Origin of the sequence: Acidicapsa acidisoli (genome assembly GCF_025685625.1) — a bacterium.
GTDB lineage: Bacteria > Acidobacteriota > Terriglobia > Terriglobales > Acidobacteriaceae > Acidicapsa > Acidicapsa acidisoli.
Window position 1 is genome coordinate 946,040 of record NZ_JAGSYI010000001.1, and the last position, 19,462, is coordinate 965,501.

The 19,462-nt window shown below is 58.9% G+C and carries 15 protein-coding genes; 8 read left to right on the top strand and 7 right to left on the bottom strand.

The features are described 5' to 3' along the window. Positions 1-35: 35 nt before the first annotated feature. Positions 36-1,259: an MFS transporter gene (locus OHL23_RS03845; protein ID WP_263350448.1), complete on the top strand. Its 1,224-nt coding sequence runs from the start codon at positions 36-38 to the stop codon at positions 1,257-1,259. Here the strand turns inward: OHL23_RS03845 and OHL23_RS03850 are convergent. Then, a complete protein-coding gene (locus OHL23_RS03850; protein WP_263350449.1) occupies positions 1,243-3,558 on the bottom strand; it encodes a TonB-dependent receptor in 2,316 nt (771 codons plus the stop codon). The genes OHL23_RS03845 and OHL23_RS03850 overlap by 17 nt on opposite strands. A 220-nt stretch (positions 3,559-3,778) precedes the next feature. After that, positions 3,779-4,339, bottom strand: coding sequence for a DNA-3-methyladenine glycosylase I (locus tag OHL23_RS03855; protein WP_263351722.1), 561 nt, complete (start codon positions 4,337-4,339; stop codon positions 3,779-3,781). 156 nt (positions 4,340-4,495) lie between these two features. On the opposite strand from OHL23_RS03855, the gene OHL23_RS03860 reads away from it, so the two are divergent. The 5 genes from OHL23_RS03860 (at position 4,496) to OHL23_RS03880 (ending at position 11,819) form a co-directional block, all read left to right on the top strand. Then, positions 4,496-6,112, top strand: a complete 1,617-nt coding sequence (locus OHL23_RS03860) for a phytoene desaturase family protein (RefSeq protein ID WP_263350450.1) — start codon at positions 4,496-4,498, stop codon at positions 6,110-6,112. Positions 6,113-6,142: 30 nt separating this feature from the next. After that, positions 6,143-7,630: an APC family permease gene (locus OHL23_RS03865; protein ID WP_263350451.1), complete on the top strand. Its 1,488-nt coding sequence runs from the start codon at positions 6,143-6,145 to the stop codon at positions 7,628-7,630. 23 nt (positions 7,631-7,653) lie between these two features. Further along, the gene (locus tag OHL23_RS03870) at positions 7,654-8,796 is read left to right on the top strand and encodes an aromatic ring-hydroxylating oxygenase subunit alpha (RefSeq protein ID WP_263350452.1); all 1,143 of its coding nucleotides are present in this window, start codon (positions 7,654-7,656) and stop codon (positions 8,794-8,796) included. 73 nt (positions 8,797-8,869) lie between these two features. Next, positions 8,870-10,858, top strand: coding sequence for a S1 RNA-binding domain-containing protein (locus OHL23_RS03875; RefSeq protein ID WP_263350453.1), 1,989 nt, complete (start codon positions 8,870-8,872; stop codon positions 10,856-10,858). A gap of 73 nt (positions 10,859-10,931) precedes the next feature. Continuing rightward, positions 10,932-11,819, top strand: coding sequence for a hydroxypyruvate isomerase family protein (locus tag OHL23_RS03880; protein ID WP_263350454.1), 888 nt, complete (start codon positions 10,932-10,934; stop codon positions 11,817-11,819). A gap of 66 nt (positions 11,820-11,885) precedes the next feature. On the opposite strand, the gene OHL23_RS03885 is transcribed toward OHL23_RS03880, so the two are convergent. Together OHL23_RS03885 and OHL23_RS03890 are read right to left on the bottom strand one after the other, a co-directional pair. After that, entirely contained in the window at positions 11,886-13,310 is a 1,425-nt protein-coding gene (locus OHL23_RS03885; protein WP_263350455.1) for an ATP-binding protein, read from the bottom strand. A gap of 5 nt (positions 13,311-13,315) precedes the next feature. After that, on the bottom strand, positions 13,316-14,089 hold the full coding sequence (locus OHL23_RS03890) for a response regulator transcription factor (protein ID WP_263350456.1): 774 nt from the start codon (positions 14,087-14,089) through the stop codon (positions 13,316-13,318). Between the two features lie 353 nt (positions 14,090-14,442). On the opposite strand from OHL23_RS03890, the gene OHL23_RS03895 reads away from it, so the two are divergent. After that, positions 14,443-15,057, top strand: coding sequence for an RNA polymerase sigma factor (locus tag OHL23_RS03895; protein WP_263350457.1), 615 nt, complete (start codon positions 14,443-14,445; stop codon positions 15,055-15,057). A gap of 81 nt (positions 15,058-15,138) precedes the next feature. Continuing rightward, the gene (locus tag OHL23_RS03900; protein ID WP_263350458.1) at positions 15,139-16,467 is read left to right on the top strand and encodes an MFS transporter; all 1,329 of its coding nucleotides are present in this window, start codon (positions 15,139-15,141) and stop codon (positions 16,465-16,467) included. A gap of 11 nt (positions 16,468-16,478) precedes the next feature. On the opposite strand, the gene OHL23_RS03905 is transcribed toward OHL23_RS03900, so the two are convergent. The 3 genes from OHL23_RS03905 to OHL23_RS03915 are packed head-to-tail and all read right to left on the bottom strand — an operon-like array spanning position 16,479 to position 19,428. After that, on the bottom strand, positions 16,479-17,537 hold the full coding sequence (locus tag OHL23_RS03905) for a ComEC/Rec2 family competence protein (RefSeq protein ID WP_263350459.1): 1,059 nt from the start codon (positions 17,535-17,537) through the stop codon (positions 16,479-16,481). Positions 17,538-17,578: 41 nt separating this feature from the next. Further along, on the bottom strand, positions 17,579-18,376 hold the full coding sequence (locus OHL23_RS03910) for an SDR family NAD(P)-dependent oxidoreductase (RefSeq protein WP_263350460.1): 798 nt from the start codon (positions 18,374-18,376) through the stop codon (positions 17,579-17,581). Beyond that, entirely contained in the window at positions 18,373-19,428 is a 1,056-nt protein-coding gene (locus OHL23_RS03915) for a galactitol-1-phosphate 5-dehydrogenase (RefSeq protein ID WP_263350461.1), read from the bottom strand. Before OHL23_RS03915 ends, OHL23_RS03910 begins: the two co-directional genes overlap by 4 nt. Positions 19,429-19,462: the final 34 nt, after the last annotated feature.

Sequence of the window (19,462 nt, forward strand, 5' to 3'; positions counted from 1 at the left end):
ACTGCAACGGGAAGAATTGAGCACAGGGAGCGGATTTGAGGGCGATTTACGGATGGCTGGCCGAAGCTTCGACCGAGCAAAGGCGCAACCTCGTCGCTGCATCGCTGGGCTGGATGCTCGACAGCATGGATGTAATGCTCTATGCGATGGTGCTCGGCGAGGTGCAACGGGCGATGCATCTCTCCGCGGCCATGAGTGGAGCGATGATGTCGGTTACGCTGGTCTCTGCCGCTTTCGGCGGGATTTTCTTTGGCTGGTTTGCGGATCGATTTGGACGCGCACGTGCGCTGACTTCGAGCGTGCTGGTGTACTCCGTCGCAACGGCACTTTGTGGATTCACGAATACAGCGGTAGAACTGATGCTTTGCCGGGTGTTGCTGGGGCTTGGGATGGGCGGTGAATGGGCCTCGGGTGCTGCTCTGGTGGCCGAAACCTGGCCTGCGCGCCATCGAGGCAAGGCGCTGGCTCTTGTGCAAAGCTCCTGGGCCATTGGCTACGCGCTGGGAGCTGCGGTGGTTGCACTGGTTATGCCCCGGTTTGGATGGCGCGCTGTCTTTTTTGTGGGAATCTTTCCGGCATTGATTACGCTGTGGCTGCGGCGAAGGCTGCGCGAACCAGAAACATGGCAAAAGGAACGAACATCCAGAGTGCCCGTCGGCCAACTCTTTCGCGGCACTTTCGGCTACAGCATGCTCATCTGCGCGACGATGAATGCGGCCACGCTCTTTGCCTGGTGGGGGCTTTTTACATGGGTGCCGCGCTTTCTTTCGATGCCAGCCGCAGAGGGCGGCCGTGGTTTGAGCATCGTTCAGACCTCGGCCTGGACCATTGTGATGCAGATGGGGACATTTCTGGGATACGTTCTCTTTGGATATATCGCCGATCGCTTCAGCCGTAAATACACTTATATCGGCTATCTTGTGGTCGCTGCGCTATTGGTGCCTCTGTTTGCCTTCGTGCGCAGTCCGGGGGCGCTGCTGGTGATCGGACCGCTTGTCGGGTTTTTCGGGACTGGATACTTCAGCGGATTCAGCGTCATTACCAGCGAGCTATTTCCCACTTCGCTGCGGGGCTCGGCGATGGGATTTGTTTATAACAGCGGTCGGCTGGTCAGCGCCACGGCTCCTTACCTGATTGGCAGTGTTTCGGAACACGCGGGCTTAAGTTACGCGCTTTGTCTAACTTCAGGCGCGTTTCTGCTGGCGGCGCTGATTGCGACCCGGCTGCGGCTGCCTGCGATGGTTAGAAACTCGTTGTAAGGCGCAGATCGAAGCTGCGCGAGGGTCCGATTGCGTTACCCGAAAATAGTCCGCCAAAGTCGATGACGTTGAGTATGTTGTTCAGATTCTGTCCATCCACCTGAAGATGCATATTGATCCGGTCCGACTTATAGATATCGGCTCCAGCAGAGGCGTTGGCCTGGAATGCTGGATAAATTCGGCCGCGCGTGAAGTTAATGCGGCTTAGGACCTGAGGGCCATACTCCTGCAGTACCGTGGACGCGTCTCCGTCAAAGTCAAAGGGAAGACCTGTGTCATATTGCAGGCCGAAGGCGGTCCAGAGACGCGGGGTTAACTGGTAGCGAATGCGTCCGCGAACGGTATTGCGCTGGTCCTGCGAGTCCGGAGTATGGCCGGTCAATTGAGAGGCAGCCTGAGCGGCGTTTGAACCGAAGAAAAGACCGCCGGTGACTGGGAACCAGACATTGCCGACGGTGTACGAATAACTTCCGAAGCCAGAGAAATGGCGCCAGTCAGGGATCTCGACCTTACCTTCCGCACCATAGACGATTCCCTTACGGAAGGAGATAGGAAAGCTGATGGAGGTGTTGAATATCTGGCTGTCGTCGGCGTAGTTATCGACGACGCGCCGGAAGTAATTGCTCCCGATTTTCAGATGCCCGAGAAAGACCCAGGTCAGACCTGCTTCGTAATAATCGCCCTGCGAGGGCCTGACAGGCAGACTTAGAAACCCGGTGGGATCAATGGAAGTAACGGCACCTGAGCTGGATAGCAGGATGTTCTCAAAGGACGGTGTTTGAAAGACCCGGTCATAGGAGAAATGCAGGACTGTCTCGGCCGAAGGAAAGTAGTGCGAGATGGCAAGACGGGGCTGCAATGCCTGGTTGTTGAGTAATAGCTGATAGTGATCCCAGCGCAGACCGGCATTGATCGTCCAGTTATGAAGGCGTATCTGGTCTTGCAGGAATACCGATTGCTCAAGGTCGGGGCGATTGGCCTGATAGGCGAATGTAAGTGGCGATCCGGGGTCAAACTGCGTGGGATCGGTAATGAGATAGTTCAGCTTCTCATTCAGAAACAGGTTGTCGGATTCGACGCCGGCCTTCCATTCATTGTGTCCGCGATCGATAGTGACGCTCGCTTTGAAGTAGCCCTCGCGAAACCCGTTATGTTGAAAGACCTCGATGGGCGTCGACTCCGGGTTGGAGGTGAAGTCGGTCGTGTTGTCGCGCACCATTCCACGCAGATCGCCAATGGCGTCTCCGGAAAAGATGTGCTGGTACGAAATGGCGCCCATGGTTTCAATGCTGTCCGCATTCTGGCGTTGCCCGGCTGCCTGTTGCACAAATTCGTTTGGAATGTCGTAGCGGGCGAGTTCGTGGCGGAGGCTGAGACTGATTTGGTCATTCAAGGTAAAATCGCGCCGGAAATTGAGGGAGAAGTCGCCTTGCGTTCCGGTGTTGGAGTAATTTTGCGGGACTACGGGATTCAGATAGTGATCGGTCCGGCTGCCGCTGCTGCTTCCGCCCAGTGTGTTTCTGCCCCATGCGTATTGCCCTTGCGCGAAAGCTCCGGCTGTATCGAAGCTGCCGCCGGAGAGCACGGCCTGGCCGTGAAATCCTGGCTGTGCATCCTGCAGCGTATTGACCTCGACTACGCCACCCATTTTGCGCCCGTATTCAGCGGGAATTCCGGCGGTGTAGATGGTGACGGACTGGGCATCATCGGCTTCGATCTCAGGGCCGAAGCCGGGCGAGCGATTGTCGATGAGTGGAATGCCATCGACGACGAACTGCGTCTGATATTCGGAGCCGCGCGGATGCAGGACGGCATTGCCTTCGTAAAGCCAGCCCGGCTGCGAATTAACGAGGTCTTGCAGCGAACGGCCGGGGATTGAGCCGAGGCGGTTTTGAATCAGGGAACCTCTGATCTGATCAACGGAACCAGCCTGATCCGGATCGATGAGTGTATCGCTGGCGCTGACGGTCACCGATTGCTTTACAGACGACAGCTTGAGCTGAATCGTGTAGTGCACTGGGATGGTGGAACGAACATCGAGAAACTCCGAAACCTCGGCGAATCCCGCCTGCTGGAGCTCCAGGTGATAGCGGCCGAATGGCAGGCGCGCGGCGACCGCGCGTCCCTGGGCGTTGGTTGTGAGTGTGCTTGTGTAGTGATTGGCTTCGCTCTCAAGGCGAATCACGGCCTTGATTGCAAGGCCGGAGGGATCGGCGACGCTGAGATGCAGTTCTCCCTGATTTGCCTGGCCAAGAGCCGGCAGCGCCACAGACAGCAGGAGAAGCAATAGTTTTCTCATGGAGGCGATACCCGCGCCAATCTTCTACTCGGGAATGAATCTTCTGAAGAACCATACCCTTGGGGGGACAATGATTACCCGCTGTTTTCTAAGCTGATCGATATTCAGTGTAGTCCACGCGAAATGGGAGATGGCCGCCTGGATTCCGCTGAATGGATTTTGACGCGGGCACCGCGCGCCAGCGTGAATCATGCTTGCGGCCATTGCCGAAAGCGGACTGTTATTTGCTGCGTTTGCGCCGGAAGCAATCCGGGCTGTGGTCGTCGACGATGCCGGTGGCCTGCATGAATGCGTATACGATCACCGGGCCTACGAATTTGAAGCCTCTCTTTTTCAGGGCAGCCGAGATCGTCTCCGAGAGCGGAGTTTGGGCCGGAAGCGTTCCCGCTTTGTTCAGGATCGGCTTGCGGCCGGCCATTGTCCAAAGATAGTGCGAGAAGTCCTCGCCAGCGTCTTGCATGGCCAGGTAGATTCTGGCTCCGGCGACCGTTGCTCCGATCTTGGCGCGCGAACGAATGATGCCGGGATTGAGGAGCAGGCGGGCGATATCGTCTTCAGTGAATTTCGCTACGGCCACGGGGTCGAAGTTGCAGAAGGCCTCGCGGAAGGCTTCGCGCTTGCGAAGGATTGTGAGCCAGGAGAGGCCGGCTTGAAAGCCTTCCAGCATGAGCGCCTCCCAGAGCATGCGGCTGTCGTATTGGGGAACGCCCCATTCTTCGTCGTGGTACTTGCGGAGCAGGGGGTCGGTTTCAGCCCAGGCGCAACGATGCAGTGTGCTCATTTTGACCTCAGTGAAATTGTCGCGAAGCTGGGCTAGCACCAGAATCCGATAGACCGCTGTGCGGCCAGCGCTTATATTGAACTTCATATTACGGGAGCAGCCACGGCTGGGCCAGTTGGAATGGACGCAAACCAGTCTTCGGGAGCGTAGTCGAGAGTGATATCTGGAGATAACTATCTGTCGGCGGCTGCGACTCTGGGGCTAATTGGAGTTCCCCGCCCGGTAAAGGAATTGGCCGCGCAGCAATGGGACGCAATCGTCGTCGGCGCAGGACATAACGGGTTGGCCTGCGCGGCTTACCTGGCGCGAGCCGGCGAGCGGGTGCTGGTGCTTGAGTCGCGCGAGCGGATTGGCGGCGCGTGCACGGTGGAGGAGGCTTTCCCCGGCGTCAAGATGTCTCCCTGCGCTTATCTTGCGGGATTGCTGCATCCGCTGGTGATTAAAGAACTGAACCTGCCAGCGCGCGGATTTACATGGTCTCCGGCAACGAATGGGTTGTTTGTTCCCTTCCTCGATGGCCGCAGCATTCAACTTTGGGATGATGACGCCCAGTGCGACGCCGAGGTGCAGCGCTTTGCGCCGCGCGACCTGGAGGGTTTTCGCGCGATGTGCGCTGTGATCCGCAGGCTGCGCAACGCGCTGCGTCCGCCGGATGAGCGCGACGTTTGGATTGGGGAAGCGCCGACTCGGGAGCAGATCGAAGAGCGCCTTGGCAACGACACGGAAGCGCGTGCTGTGCTCTTTGACTGGTCGATGGCGGAGTTTGTGGAGCACTATCTTGAGGACGAGCAGCTTCAGGTTGCTTATCTTGGCCAGGGAGTGATCGGGACGAACGCCAGCCCATTCGATAAAGGCACAGCCTCGGTGCGCTTTCATCATTCCTCGGGACGGCTGGGCGGAATGCCGGGTATGTGGGGCTACGTCAAAGGCGGCATGGGGATGGTTTCGTTCTATCTGTGCGACGCGGCGCGCGAGGCGGGTGCGGTGGTGGCCGCGGGTGTTCCGGTTGCGCGGATATTGCCGGGCGAAGGCGTGCTGCTCGAAGGCGGAGAAAAGATCTCCGCGCCTGTGGTTATCTCAAATGCCGACCCGCGTGTGACGCTGCGCCTGCTTGGCGCGCAAGCGGACGCGGGATGGCGAGCGCGGGTTGAGTCTGTGCCAATCGAGGGATGTACGGTCAAGCTGAACGTGCTGCTGAAGGAATTGCCGAATTTCAAGGCACGCCCCGGGATTGACGAGCCGCACCATTATGGCCAGATCAACGCGCCGCTGACGAAGGCGGAGTGGAAGCAGAGCTTTGCCGCAGCGAAGGATGGTCGTCTCCCGGAACAGCTCTGGTGTGAGCTTTATTTTCAGAGCGTTCATGATGCGAGTGTTGTGCCGGAGGGAAAGCACACGATGAGCGTCTTTGCGCAGTATGTTCCGCATACCTTCGCGCATGGGTCGTGGGACGATCATCGGCAGGCAGCGCGCAAGCTGGCGCTTGACTCGATTGGGCGATTCTGCAGCAACATTCCGGAGGCTGTTGAAGATGCTCAGGTGCTTGGTCCTCCGGATATTGAAAAGAAGGTTGGACTTACCGGTGGGCATATCTTTCAGGGCGAGATACTACCGCAATATATGTGGAGCAACCGGCTTACCGCCCGCACACCTATGCCGGGCGTGTATCTATGCGGCGCTTGCACGCACCCCGGAGGCTCGGTGATCGCCATGAATGGGCGCAACGCTGCGATGGCGGTACTGAAGGATGTATCTGCATTGGTGGGCAGGTGAGGTAACTCCGGCAACAGGAAGGCGGCAGCTTTGGCGGATGCGAGCAACGCGGTAGCGCAGCAGCCCAGTGTCGTGCCCGAGATGAAGCGCGAGATCGGCTTCTTCGACCTGACGATGTTCTATGTTGTGAGCGGTCTGAGCCTGCGATGGATCGCGACTGCCGCAGCGTCGGGGCCGAATTCCATTGTGGTGTGGATTTTCGCGTGGATCGGTTTCTTTCTGCCGCTGGCCGCCTGCGTACTTGAGCTTTCTTCGCGCTATCCGCAGGAGGGCGGACTGTACGTCTGGGCTCGGGAGGGTTTTGGCGATTTCGCGGGATTCATCTCCGCATGGACTTACTGGATGAGCAACCTGCCGTATTTCTCCGCCGTGCTGTACTTTGCGGCGGGAAGCGCTCTCTTCGTTGCCGGGCCACAAGGCGCGAAGCTCGCCAACGAGAGCGGATACTTCATGACTTTTTCTCTGGTGGCGCTGGGCGGGATTACAGTCTTGAATATTCGCGGCGTAAAGCCCAGTAAGTGGCTGAACAATGCCGGTGCATTGGGAATGACTTTGCCGGTTCTGGTGTTGCTGATACTGGGGCTTATTTCATGGATGCGCGCAGGTTCGGCGACGCACTTCACGTTCGCTGCGATGGTTCCTCATGCCAGCATAAAGAACGCTATCTTCTGGTCGACGATCTTCTTTGCCTTTGGCGGCGTGGAGAGCGCGTCCTTTATGGGCGGGGAGATCAGAAACACGCGCAGGACGGTGCCACGGGCACTTATCTTCGCCGGTGTGCTCATTACGATGGGGTATATTCTCGGCACGATTGCCATGCTGGTTGCGATGCCGAGCGAGCAGATTAGCGGTCTGGGCGGATTTATGACCGCTATTGCACGGATGTGCCAAGATTTTCAAGTCGGCTGGATGGTCGTCGCCATCTCGCTGATGGTTACGCTCAGTTGCCTGGGTGCGGCTTGCGCTTATCTTGCGGCCTGTTCGCGGCTGCCCTTTGTCGCCGGCATCGACAACTATCTGCCCGCAGCTTTTGGCCGCATCCATCCCAAGTGGAACACGCCATATGTCGCGGTATTTTTCTATGGCCTAGCCGGAATGCTCTTTGCTTTTCTTGGGCAGGCAGCAACGACGGTCAAAGGCGCTTATGACGTGCTGGTAAGCATGAGCGTCATCACCTATTTCATCCCTTACCTGTTTCTCTTCGCTTCGATGATTCGTGTGCAGAGCGAGCCTGCTGGCCCGGATGTGATTCGCGTTCCGGGCGGAAGGCGGGTTGCGATTCCGCTGGCTGTTCTTGGACTGATTACAACCAGCATTACGATCTGCCTGTCCGTGTTGCCTTCGGATGACGAACCGAACAAGACGCTTGCGGTGGTTAAGATTGTCGGAATGACCTTTGTTCTGCTGGCTGCCGGAGTTGTGATCTACGCGCTTGGCAAGCGCAGGCAGGCGCGGAGTATGCACTTGCAACCAGTTATCGCCGAGCCAGCTCCGCTGATGCGAAACCTGCCCGATTAGTTTTTCCTATGGAAACTACCGATATGGACCAAAGGCTGGTCTCGATTCTCGCTTTATACGACGAAACTGCCCCGCTGAACGAGGCGCGCACCATCCCTGCGCCGTGGTATTTCGATCCGGCGATTGCAAAACTCGAAGAGCAGCATGTCTTCGGCGGGAACTGGCAAGTGGTTGGACGAACCGGTCAGGTGGCCAATCCCGGCGATTACTTTACCGCCGAACTTGCGAGTGAGCCGATTCTGGTGGTGCGTGGAGCCGACGGCCAGTTACGCGCCTTCTATAACGTATGCCGCCATCACGCGGCGGCGGTTGCTACCGCGCCTTACGGCCATGCGCAATCGTTTCGATGCCCTTACCACGGCTGGAACTACGGCCTCGACGGCAGCCTCAAGGGTATGCCGGAGTTCGCTGGCGTTTGCAACTTCGATCGCGCCGCGAACGGACTTGTGCCGATTGCTGTTGACGCGTGGGAGAGCTTTGTCTTTGTGAATCTCGCGCCGAACCCTGCCCCGCTCGGGAATTTCCTGGGGGACCTTGTCTCTCGCGTAACGCCGTTGGGGCTCGGCAACCTCCACTTCCACTCGCGCAGAGAGTACACACTCAACTGCAACTGGAAGGTCTACGTGGATAACTACCTGGATGGCGGATATCACGTGCCGCACCTGCACAAAGGCCTGAACAGCGTGCTGGACTACGCGCACTACACAATTGAGAACGGCGAGCGCTACTGCCTGCAATCGAGCCCGATGGTTGCTTCCGAAGACGCGCAGATTGCAGCAACTAGAACGGGCGACCGCGCCTGGTATTTCTGGCTTTATCCGAACTTCATGATCAATATTTATGACGGCGTGATGGATACGAATCTCGTTGTTTCGCATGGCGTCGACAAATGCCGCGTTATTTTCGATTTTTACTTCTCCGATATTTCCTCTGGTCGGGAGGAACACAACCGCGCCAGCATTGCTACGAGTGACAAGGTTCAGGATGAGGATGTCGCGATCTGCGAGTCTGTGCAAAAGGGTCTGGCTTCGCGCTCCTATGGAGCGGGGCGGCTTTCCGTGAGGCGCGAGACCGGCGAGCATCTTTTCCATCGGCTGCTGGCGCGGGATTTGAGATCCGGCAACGAATTTGACGCGAAGGAGCCCTTCCGACTCGCCGTGCGATGATAATCCTGAACGGATTCAGCGCGACTCTCCGGAATGTGCGCTGCATCACACAATCCAAGAGGCTTTCTTCTTCATGTCTGACAATACAATCCCGGGAACGGAATCGATCCTCCCGACCGCTCCCGAATCTGACTCTCACGCGACCGAAAACTCATCCTCCGCCGGGGATATGCAAGCCGCTGAACCCCAGACGCTCTCCGTGGTTGATCCCAAGATCGATCCGGAGATAGCGGCGGAAGTGGAAGCGGAAGTGCAGGCTGCGCATACTGCCGAGCCGTCTCCCGCTCCTGTTGCTGAGCAGATTAAACCCGCAGCCGTACCGGCCGCCGAGGCCAAGGCCGCCGAAGTCAAGTTAGCCGAAGTCGAGCCAGCCGCTGAACCGGAAGAGTCCTTTGCGGATATCTTTTCGGAGTTCCAGCGCACGCACTCGCGTCGCGAAGGTGAGAGCCAGATTCGCGGCACGGTTGTCGCCGTTACCGCGGACTCGGTTCTGGTCGATATCGGTTTCAAATCGGAAGGAATCTTGCCGCTGACTGCATTTGCCACCGCGAAGGAGCCGGTTAAGGTGGGGGACGCGCTGCAGGTTTCGGTGAAGGGACGCGACGAGGACGGGTATTACCAGCTCAGCCTGTTCCGGACTGCCGTTCCCAAGGATTGGACCAGCCTGGAACGCGCTTTTGCCGAGAAATCGACCATCGTCGGCACGGTGACCGGGGTGGTCAAGGGCGGTTTACATGTGGACGTCGGCGTCCGCGCCTTTCTGCCGGCCTCACGCAGTGGTGCGCGGGATACCGCGGAGCTGGAAAAGCTGGTTGGCCAGGAGATTCGCGTCCGGATCACCAAGCTGGACGTGCAGGACGAGGACGTTGTCGTCGATCGACGCGTTGTGACCGAGGAAGAAGCGCTCGAAGGCAAGGCCCGGCGATACGCCGAGGTACAGGAAGGTGCGGTTCTTGATGGCACTGTTCGCAGCCTGATGGAGTACGGGGCTTTTGTCGATCTGGGCGGGGTTGACGGGCTGCTGCACATCAGCGATATCGCCTGGAGCCGCGTGGCCAATGTCGCGGATGTACTCACGGTGGGCCAGCAGATTGAAGTCAAAGTGCTGAAGATTGACCCGGAAACTCGCCGCATTGCGCTCGGACTTAAGCAGTTGCAGCCTCATCCGTGGGATGCGGTCGCGGAGAAATACACGGCTGGCCAGCGCGTGCGCGGTGTTGTGACGCGCATCGCCGAGTTTGGCGCATTTGTCGAGTTGGAGCCGGGCGTCGAGGGGCTGGTTCATCTGTCCGAAATGTCGTGGTCGAAGCGGGTTTATAAAGCCACGGAGGTGGTGAATCTCGGCGACGTGATTGACGCTGTGATTCTAGCGATTGCGATTCCTGAGCGGCGCATCTCGCTTGGCCTCAAGCAGGCTCTCGGCGATCCATGGGTGGAAGCGGCAGCGCGAATGGTTCCGGGATCGATTATCGAAGGTCCGGTGGCGAGCATCACCAAGTTTGGCGCGTTCATTCAAGCCTCGGAGGGCGTCGAGGGGCTGGTTCACATCAGCGAGATTGTGGCAGATCGGCGGCTCAACCATCCTTCGGATGTGCTTCGCGTCGGCCAGGTGGTGCGCGCGCTGGTGCTCGATCTGGACAAGGAAAAACGCCAGCTCCGGCTCAGCATGAAGCAGCTCATTCCGACCAGCCTCGACGAATTTCTGGCTGAACACAAGGCCGGGGACGCGGTGACTGGCCGCATCGCGTCGATTGAAAACGGCGTCGCGCAGGTTGAGATTGGCGAGGGAATATTCTGCTCGTGCAAGCTGCCTGCGGCCGGTCCAGCGCAGGCAACCGCACAGCCGGAACCGGAAGCACCCAAGCCGGCGGCTGTCGATCTCTCTGCGCTCAGTTCGATGCTCAAGACGAAGTGGAAGACCGGTTCGAGCCCGACGGACGCGGCTTCGCCGAAGGCCAAGTCCAAGACTGTGGAGCCCGCAGGTCCCGGCCAGGTGCGCAGCTTCCGCATTTCTCAGATCGACTCTGCCGCCAAGCGAATCAGCCTGGAACTGGTGGGGTAAGATGTTTCAGGCTTTCGAAATGCATTTTTATCGAGCCTGAAAATAATTCCCTACATAGAAGGGGCATCAACGCATGGGCAGCTTGAATCGTCGTCAGATCTTGCAGAGCGGAGTCGCGTGTACAGCGGCCGCGCTGCTCGCTCCATCTGGTTCGCTAACAGCGGAAGCACAGACATCCGCGCAGGCTGCGCCGGTGCAGCGCAAGGGCAATATTCACCAGTCCGTCGCGCGCTGGTGCTACAAACAGATTGCGCTCGACGATCTCTGCGCCGCTTCCGCTCAGATGGGGCTCAAGGGCGTCGACTTGCTGCAGCCGGAAGAATTTGAAGTTCCCAAGCGTTACGGGCTTGTCTGCTCCATGGGTTACGCCGATGGCGGCGCGATCGACAAGGGCCTCAATCGGCTGGAGAACCACGACGCCATTGAGGCCGGGCTGCGCAAGAATGTTCCGCTGGCGGCCAAGGCCGGGGTGCCCAACGTCATCACGTTTTCCGGACTGCGGTCGGGCATGACGGACTGGGAGGGCGCGCGCAATACAATCATTGGCCTGAAGCGCCTGCGCTCCCTGATGGAAGACAATGGGGTGACTCTCTGCGTTGAGCTGCTCAACAGCAAGAAGGACCACCGCGACTACATGTGCGATCACACCAACTGGGGCGTCACAGTGATGGCGGAGGTTGGCTCCAACAACATTAAATTGCTGTACGACATCTACCACATGCAGATCATGGAAGGCGATTTGATCGCGACGATCACCGCCAATCATCAGTGGATCGGCCACTTTCACACCGGCGGCGTTCCGGGGCGGCATGAGCTGGACGATACCCAGGAAATCAACTGGGTCGGTGTGATGAAGGGAATTGCCGCGACCGGGTACAAGGGCTATGTGGCGCATGAATTTGTGCCCAGCAAAGATCCGCTGACCTCGTTGCGCCAGGCCGTCGACTTGTGCGACGTATAACGATCCTGCACTGAGCGCGTTGCGTGGAGTTTGAACTTCATCGAGGGCGCTTGCCAGCTTTCTGAGCTAGCCCTCGACGTCGCTTGCCACCGGCAGCCGCATTTCGACGATCAGGCCGCCCTCTTTCGAGTTTCGCGCTGTGACCGCGCCACCATGCAGGCGGATCGCACGCTCGGTGATCGCGAGACCTACGCCGTATCCGCCTGTCGAACGCTGCCTGGACAAATCGAGGCGATAAAAGGGCCGGAATATCGACTTCAGTGCCGCTTCGGGCACGCCCGGTCCGCAGTCTCTTACCTGAAGCACGGCGAAGTGAGTTCCAAGGCGATTTTCTTCGAAGAGCTGGATCTCGACGGAGGTTCCTTCGGCCGTATAGGCGATTGCGTTTCGAATGACGTTTTCAACCGCGCGCCCAAGCAGTTCGGGACTGCCCAGGACGGCTCCCGGGCCGGCTTTTTGCGGATCGCCTTGTCTGGATCCGGCAAAGCTGACGGCGCAGTTGCGGCGCTGGGCTTCGTAGTCCATATCCGGAAGCAGCTCGGCTACGACGTCGCGCAGTGAAACACGCAGCCGGTCGGGCAGCCGGGTGGAGGATTCTAGATGCGAGAGACTCAGCAACTGGCCGATCAGGGAATTCAACCGCCCGGTTTCGCGCTCGATGCGGTCGAGCTGATCCTCCATGCCCGGTTGCGCTTCTTCACGGGCCAATTCGAGCGCCACGCTCAGGCGCGCCAGCGGGGATCGCAGTTCATGGGAGACGTCCCGAAGCAGAAGTTTCTGCGCATCCACCAGCGACTCCAGCCGATCCGCCATCTCGTTGAAGTCGTAGACCAGCCCCCACAACTCGTCGCCTGTTTTGCGATTTGCCTTCCCTTTAGGCCATTTCGCGCGGGCGCGCAGGTTTCCCGCCGCTAACTGGCGCGCCGCCTCCCGCAGCGAGCCAATCGGGCGGGTGATCACCATCGTAATACCAAAAGTGACGAGCACCGAGACAATCAGGCTTATCAGCAGCCTCGGCAGCATCTCCCGATACGGTATGTAAACCTCTTTGGGATACGTGCCACGCAGCAGATAAGCAAATTTCTGCCCGTGCGCATCCTTGACCTCGATGCCTTCCAGATAGCCCGCATCGCGCCGCTCGCCAAGCAGGTAGCCGTCTTTGTGAAGCTTCGCCACTTCGGGCGCATAAACCTTCGCATCGACTGACTGGCAGAGTGCGTTGCCTCCCGCATCGAAGAGGATCGCGGGCTGATCGGCCGGACCTGGCCCTTCCAGAGGAAATGTGTTCGGAACTGCGAGAAGGGCCTGACAACCGCCTTTGCTGTACGCGGCTACCGACCGCTCGGCGTTCGACTCCATCATCCCGAACATCGAGGTATAGACAATTTCGTTCGATTCAAACTGATGCGCCAGAATGAAGATGGTGCAGATCAGGATCAGGAACTCGGTGAGCCAGAAAGAGAGAAATATCTTGGTAAACGTGCTTCGCATCCCGGTCAGATCTCCCGGCCTGCTGGAATGGATGGATCGGGCGAGGCTGAGGATGCCGGCGGATGTGCGGCAGCACCCGAAACCGGGACGGCCAACTGATAGCCGACGGAGCGGATGGTCTTGATCTGGTCGCCAAGCTCGGCGGCGTCGTCCAGCTTGCGGCGCAGACGGCTCACATGCATGTCCAAGCTGCGATCAAAAGGATTGAATTTCCGCTCGAGTACCAGCTCGGTGAGATGTTCGCGGGTGAGGATCTGCCCTGGAGAGCCCATCAATGCCCCGAGCAATTCAAATTCCACGTTGGTCAGATCCAGCTCGACCCCGTTGCAGGTGGCGGTTCGCGCACCGCTGTCCAACTCGATGCCCCCGACGGAGAGATGCTTGATGCAGGTCTTGCCGCCAATGGCTGTTTTGTTTGCGGCAGAACGGCGCAGAATTGCCCGGATTCGCGCCAGTAACTCCCGGGGATTGAAAGGTTTGGGCAGATAATCGTCGGCGCCGATCTCGAGACCCACGATGCGATCGATGTCCTCGCCGCGCGCTGTCAGGAGCAGTACGCTTACCTGCGAGCTGGTGCGCAGCCTGCGCAAAACTTCGAATCCGTCGAGGCCCGGCAACATCACATCGAGCAGAACCATTGAGAAGTCGCCGGTGAGAGCCCGGTGCAGGCCGAGTTCGCCGTTGTGCTCGGCGGTTACTGCGAATCCGTGACGCGCGAGATAGGCCTCGAGCATCGAGCACAATTCGACGTCATCATCAATGAGCAGTACGGGGTCCACGGGATTTCCTCGGGGCCGACGGTCGCGCTTAACTCCTGCGCGTGCATCGGCCACAATCTCCGTTGTACTCCAAAGAGCCGGTCTTCGCCGTAACGATTTGTAACACACGACTTATCACGCTTTGACACTTCTTTACGATTCGTGACGCATTATGACCGCACGCACTCCGGGTGGGTGATGTCATAGCAGATAAGGCAGCGACCAACAGAGTTCTTGCAAGCACGTCTTCTGCCTGGGAGCGGCGCCAGCTGGAAACAATCCGGGTGCCGTGAACCGCGAGTCTCATGGACCAGGCACCGCTCCCATTTGCATTGTTTCAACAGAAGACCCGCAAACCGGCAAGGAGAGCTTCGATGAATACGGGAAGTACCGAACTGGTGCAACTTTGCCTGGACGGCGACGACAACGCCTGGGCCAAACTGGTAGAGGAATACCGCGGCCTGGTTTACAGCATCTGCTATCTCTTCTGCGGCTCCACGCAGGATGCCGAGGATCTGGTACAGGATACGTTTCTCAAAATCTGGATGAACCTGGCCAGCTACGATCCCTCCCGCGGCGAACTCAAAGGATGGATCGCAACCGTCACCCGGAACCAGCGCGTCGATCGTTTTCGGCGCAGCGGCCAGGAGCGCCGCACTGATTCCATCGATTCGGTGATGACAACCGGCGGCCAGTGGGATCAGACCAACGCAATGCCTCTGGCTCAGCGCATTCCGGATACGCGCCCCACGCCGCATGACGTTGCTGTAACCAGCGAAGTGACGGCTATCGTAAGCAAGGCTGTCGACAGGATCTCGCCGGAGATGCGAGAAGTGGTCACCATGCGCTTTGTTCAAGGGCTGGATAATCAGGAGATCGCCCACCGTCTGCGTATTCCGGAAGGCACGGTGAAATCCCGCACCAATCGCGGGCGCGCCCAGTTGGTATCTCTGCTTAGCCCGATGCGGACTGCCCTTGGCGCGGCCTGACCGCCTCATAGTGCGAGAGATGCGCGCAATGGCTTGTGTAGGATGGGAAGGTCGCGTGGACGATGCGATCTTCCCATCCCAATGGCCACACTTCCTCTCACTCGGTCTGCAAATCCGTCGCGCCGATGGCGCATCGCCTGGCTGCTCGGCCTGGGCGTGCTGGTCAACTACTTCGACCGTGTGAATCTGTCGGTCTCGCAGGCGGCGCTTTACACAACCTTCGGAATCTCCAGTGTTACCTTCGGTTACCTTTCCGGAGCCTACAACTGGACCTACGCGATGTGCCAACTGCCCATCGGTGTGATTCTGGACAAGTTCGGAATTCGCCGCGTGGGCCGTGTCAGCACCTTTCTGTGGAGCATCGCGTCTTTTGCCGCAGCCATTTCACCCAGCGTTGGCGGACTCTTTGGTGCACGTCTTCTGCTCGGAGTCGGGGAAGCGCCGACCTTCCCGGCGAATGCCAAAGCTATCGGCCGCTGGTTTCCGCCACAGGAACGCAGCTTCGCCACTTCCCTCTTCGACTCGGCAGCCAAATTTTCCTCGGCGATTGGCGTCCCGGTGATTGGCCTGCTGCTGCTCCGGATCGGCTGGCGCTGGAGCTTCGCGGTTACCGGCCTCATCAGCTTCCTATACTTTCTTCTCTTCAGCCGCATTTATCGCGATCCGCAGGACGACCCGGAGCTGACAGAAGCAGAACTGGACTATATCGAACACGGCTCTATAACTTTGGAGCAAGGCGTTGCCGCGCTGGCCACACACCAGAAACCAGCCGTGGAAGATCCACCTGTGCCGCTGTGGACGCTGATGCGCCAGCCCAAGGTGCTGGGGATGGTCCTCGGCTTCGGCTCGTATAACTACGTTTTCTATCTGCTGCTGACGTGGCTGCCAGGCTATCTATCGATCCAGCTTCACCTCGACCTGATGCACTCGTTTTTGTACACCGGCTTTCCCTGGCTTGTAGCGACCTTTGCCGACCTGTGCATCGGCGGCCTGCTGGCCGATGCGCTCATCCAGCGCGGGTGGAATAGCAGCCGCGTGCGAAAGACCATCCTGGTTGGCGGGACGGCCTGCGGGCTGGGCATTTTGGGCGCGGCCAACGTTCATAGCCCGCTGCCCGCGCTGCTCTGGATCAGCCTTTCCATCGGCGGATTGTCGGCCGCATCGGCTATCGGCTGGTCGATTCCGTCGCTGATTACTCCGCGCAACTCGGTGGGAAGCGTGGGCGGGATTATCAACTTCTCCAACCAGATATCGGGCATCTCGGCACCGATTGTTACGGGCTATCTCGTCCAGTCCATGCATTCGTTCGCATGGGCGTTTGGAGTTTCCGCAATCTATCTGGTCATCGGAATTACTGCATATCTGGTCCTGCTTGGCCGTATCGAACCGATGTTCCCAGAGAGCCTCTGACGCTGTCTGAGTTATCTGGCAGCGTAGTGCTTTGTGGCTTCAGTCCTCGTGTTGGTCACGTCGAAGCTGCCATCCGGGCTCGCTGTCAGTTCGAGGGAATGTCCGGCATCTGGCCCCTGGGGGTTGGCGATGTATTGTTCCGCGGTGTTGTTGATGGGTCCGCCCTCTTCCGAGAAATGAAGCTGCCAGAGCGTCTCAAGGCCCGGCGCAGACTTGATCGTCTGGAGAACTGGCGTCGATCCACCCTTTGTAGCGCCGTTATCCATGATCGCGACCCGCGCATGAATCGCGTCCACCAGCGCCGGGCTCGAGCTCTGATTCCAGCCGTGATGGGAGACGATATAAATATCGACGTGTCCGAGCCTGTTGTTCGGGCACATCAACTGCATTTCCTTGTCCCAGGTGAGGTCGCCCAGGTCGAGCAGCTTCAGCTTGCCAAAGTTGATTTCAATCCCCAGCGAGCGCGAGTTCTCCGTCTGATCTGCGGGCCTGACTTCGGAGCTGGCGCAATAGGAGTTTGCCTCGCCGCCGCCAGGCAGAGGCTTGCCGATCAGGTTCCCATCCTGGCTGATTACGGTGGCCGTGAAGCCCTTAATAGGCAATACATCGCCCGGCTTTGGATGAATGACCTTGTACTTTCCGGTCGCCAGCGCCTGCTGATAGAGGGCGTAATCCTTCTCGGTAATTCCCTTGTCAAGCTCGCGATTCGGCCCGTGATCGAGGAAGGTTCCGACTGGAATGCGCTCTAACAGCTGCGGTATTCCTCCGGCATGATCGACGTGATAATGCGTCAGCAGCACATAGTCGATCTTGCTGATACCCGCCTCTTTTGCCGCTGCGACAATGCGGTCCGCATCGCGGCCGTTGTTGCCCGGCCAGCCCGTGTCAACCAGAAGCGACTGGCCCGCCGGAGTAACAAAGAGCGTCGACTGGCCACCCTCAACATCAATGAAGTAGACCCGCAGCTTACCTCCGGCTGGCGCGGCCTGAGCCGTTACCGCCGAAGTCATACATCCAGCAATCAAAACAACCGCAACGAAACTTATCGACTTGTGCAACCAGGATTTCACGCCGAATCTCCTCTTGTATCTCATAGTTCAAATAGTGCTAGCTATGTTGTTTTTGACCTTGCGGTAGCGCGGGTTGCGCCGGTCGATACGCCGCCATCCACCAGCAGCGTTTGCCCAGTAACGTACCGGCTTGACTCGGAGGCGAGAAATACAATCGCGCCATCCAGATCGTGCGGCTCGCCGTGACGCTTCAGCGGAATGCGGTCCATCAGATACTCCACCCACTCGCGGTCTTCGTAGAGAATCTTGTTCTGCTCGGTCTTGAACCACCCCGGCGCGAGACAGTTCACGGTGATGCCGTACTTGCCCCAGTCATCGGCCAGGCTCATCGTCAATTGCTTGATGCCGCCGCGGCTGGCGCAATACGGACCAAGCCCCGCAAAGCCGGCGACGCTCGTGACCGAACCGATATTGATGATGCGGCCGTAGCCATGCGGCACCATGCCGCGTGCGATCTGCTGCGCGACAAAGAAGCTGCCGCGCAGATTGGTATCGAGCACCAGATTCCAGTCGTCCCAACTGACGTCGAGCGCCGGCTTGCGCACGTTGCATCCCGCATTGTTGACGAGGATATGCACTTGTTCGCAGGCTGCGTTTACTGCCTCTGCCATGCGCAGGATGCTGCCGTGGTCGCGAACATCCAGTTCCAGCGGCAATGCCTTATGGCCCAGCGATTCGATCTCAGACACAAATGGCGCGAGATCGTCGATGCGACGGCTGGTAACGATCAGGTCTGCGCCAGCCTTTGCCAGTGCGCGCCCGAAATATTGGCCCAGTCCGCGGCTTGCGCCTGTGACCACTGCCGTTTGCCCGGTGAGATCAAAGAGAGGATTCGTCATAGCGTGTCCGCAGCTGCTAAACGAGGATCGATGACGATCTTCATCAGGTTTGGCTCTCTCGAATGCAGCCTTTCAAACCAGCTTGCGCCGTCGCTGAGCGGCGCGACCGCAGTGATGAGAGGCGTAACTCGAATCTTTCCGTTCGAAACTAACTCGATCGCCTCGGGATACTCCCCTGCCGAGGCGCACGAACCCTGCAAGCGGATCTGCCGCGAGACGACCTTTTGCAGAGGCAACGTAACCTGGGGCGTGATGTTGCCAACGAGCGTGACCGTGCCGCCTTTGCGCACTGCGTCGACTGCGGCGGAGACGGTTTCATCGCGCCCAACCGCTTCCAGAACGAGATCCACACCTCGCCCGCCGGTCAGCCGCATGACTTCCTCGGCCATCGCCGTTCCGGAGGCAAGAATGGTCTCGTCTGCACCGGAGTTTTCGGCCAGTTTTAGCCGTGTGGCGTCGACATCTGTGACCAGAATGCGAGAGCAGCCCGCTACCCGCGCCGCCTGCAGGATCAGAAGGCCGATCATTCCAGCGCCGATCACAAGAGCTGTTTCCCCGCCTTTGAGATCGGAGACCTTGACGGCGTGCAGGGCAACGGAGACAGCTTCCAGCATCGCCGCGTCGGCGAAAGGCAGCTCTGCGGGCAAGCGATACACAATGTGCTGAGGAACCGTGACAAACTCCGCGAAGGCTCCAGCGCGGCGAAAGTCCGGGGTGGAAACCCCGACGACCTGACGGTTGTCGCAGAGATTGATTTCGCCGTCGAGACAAAACTGGCAGGCCCCGCAATAGACGGTCGAATCGAAGGTGACGCGGTCGCCGACTGCGAACCCGCTGACACCCTCGCCGACTTCGGCAACAATGCCCGCAGCCTCATGGCCCATGACGAGCGGCGGAATCCGGCGGCCTGACGAGCCGTCATATCCATGCACGTCGCTGCCGCAGATTCCACAGGCGGCGACCTGAACCAACACTTCCCCCGGCCCCGCGACTGGGCGGGGTAGTTCTGCAACTTCCAGCTTGCTGTACTCGGACAAAAGTAGCGCCTTCATGGCGTGTGCAACCTCGCATACCAATGTACTACCT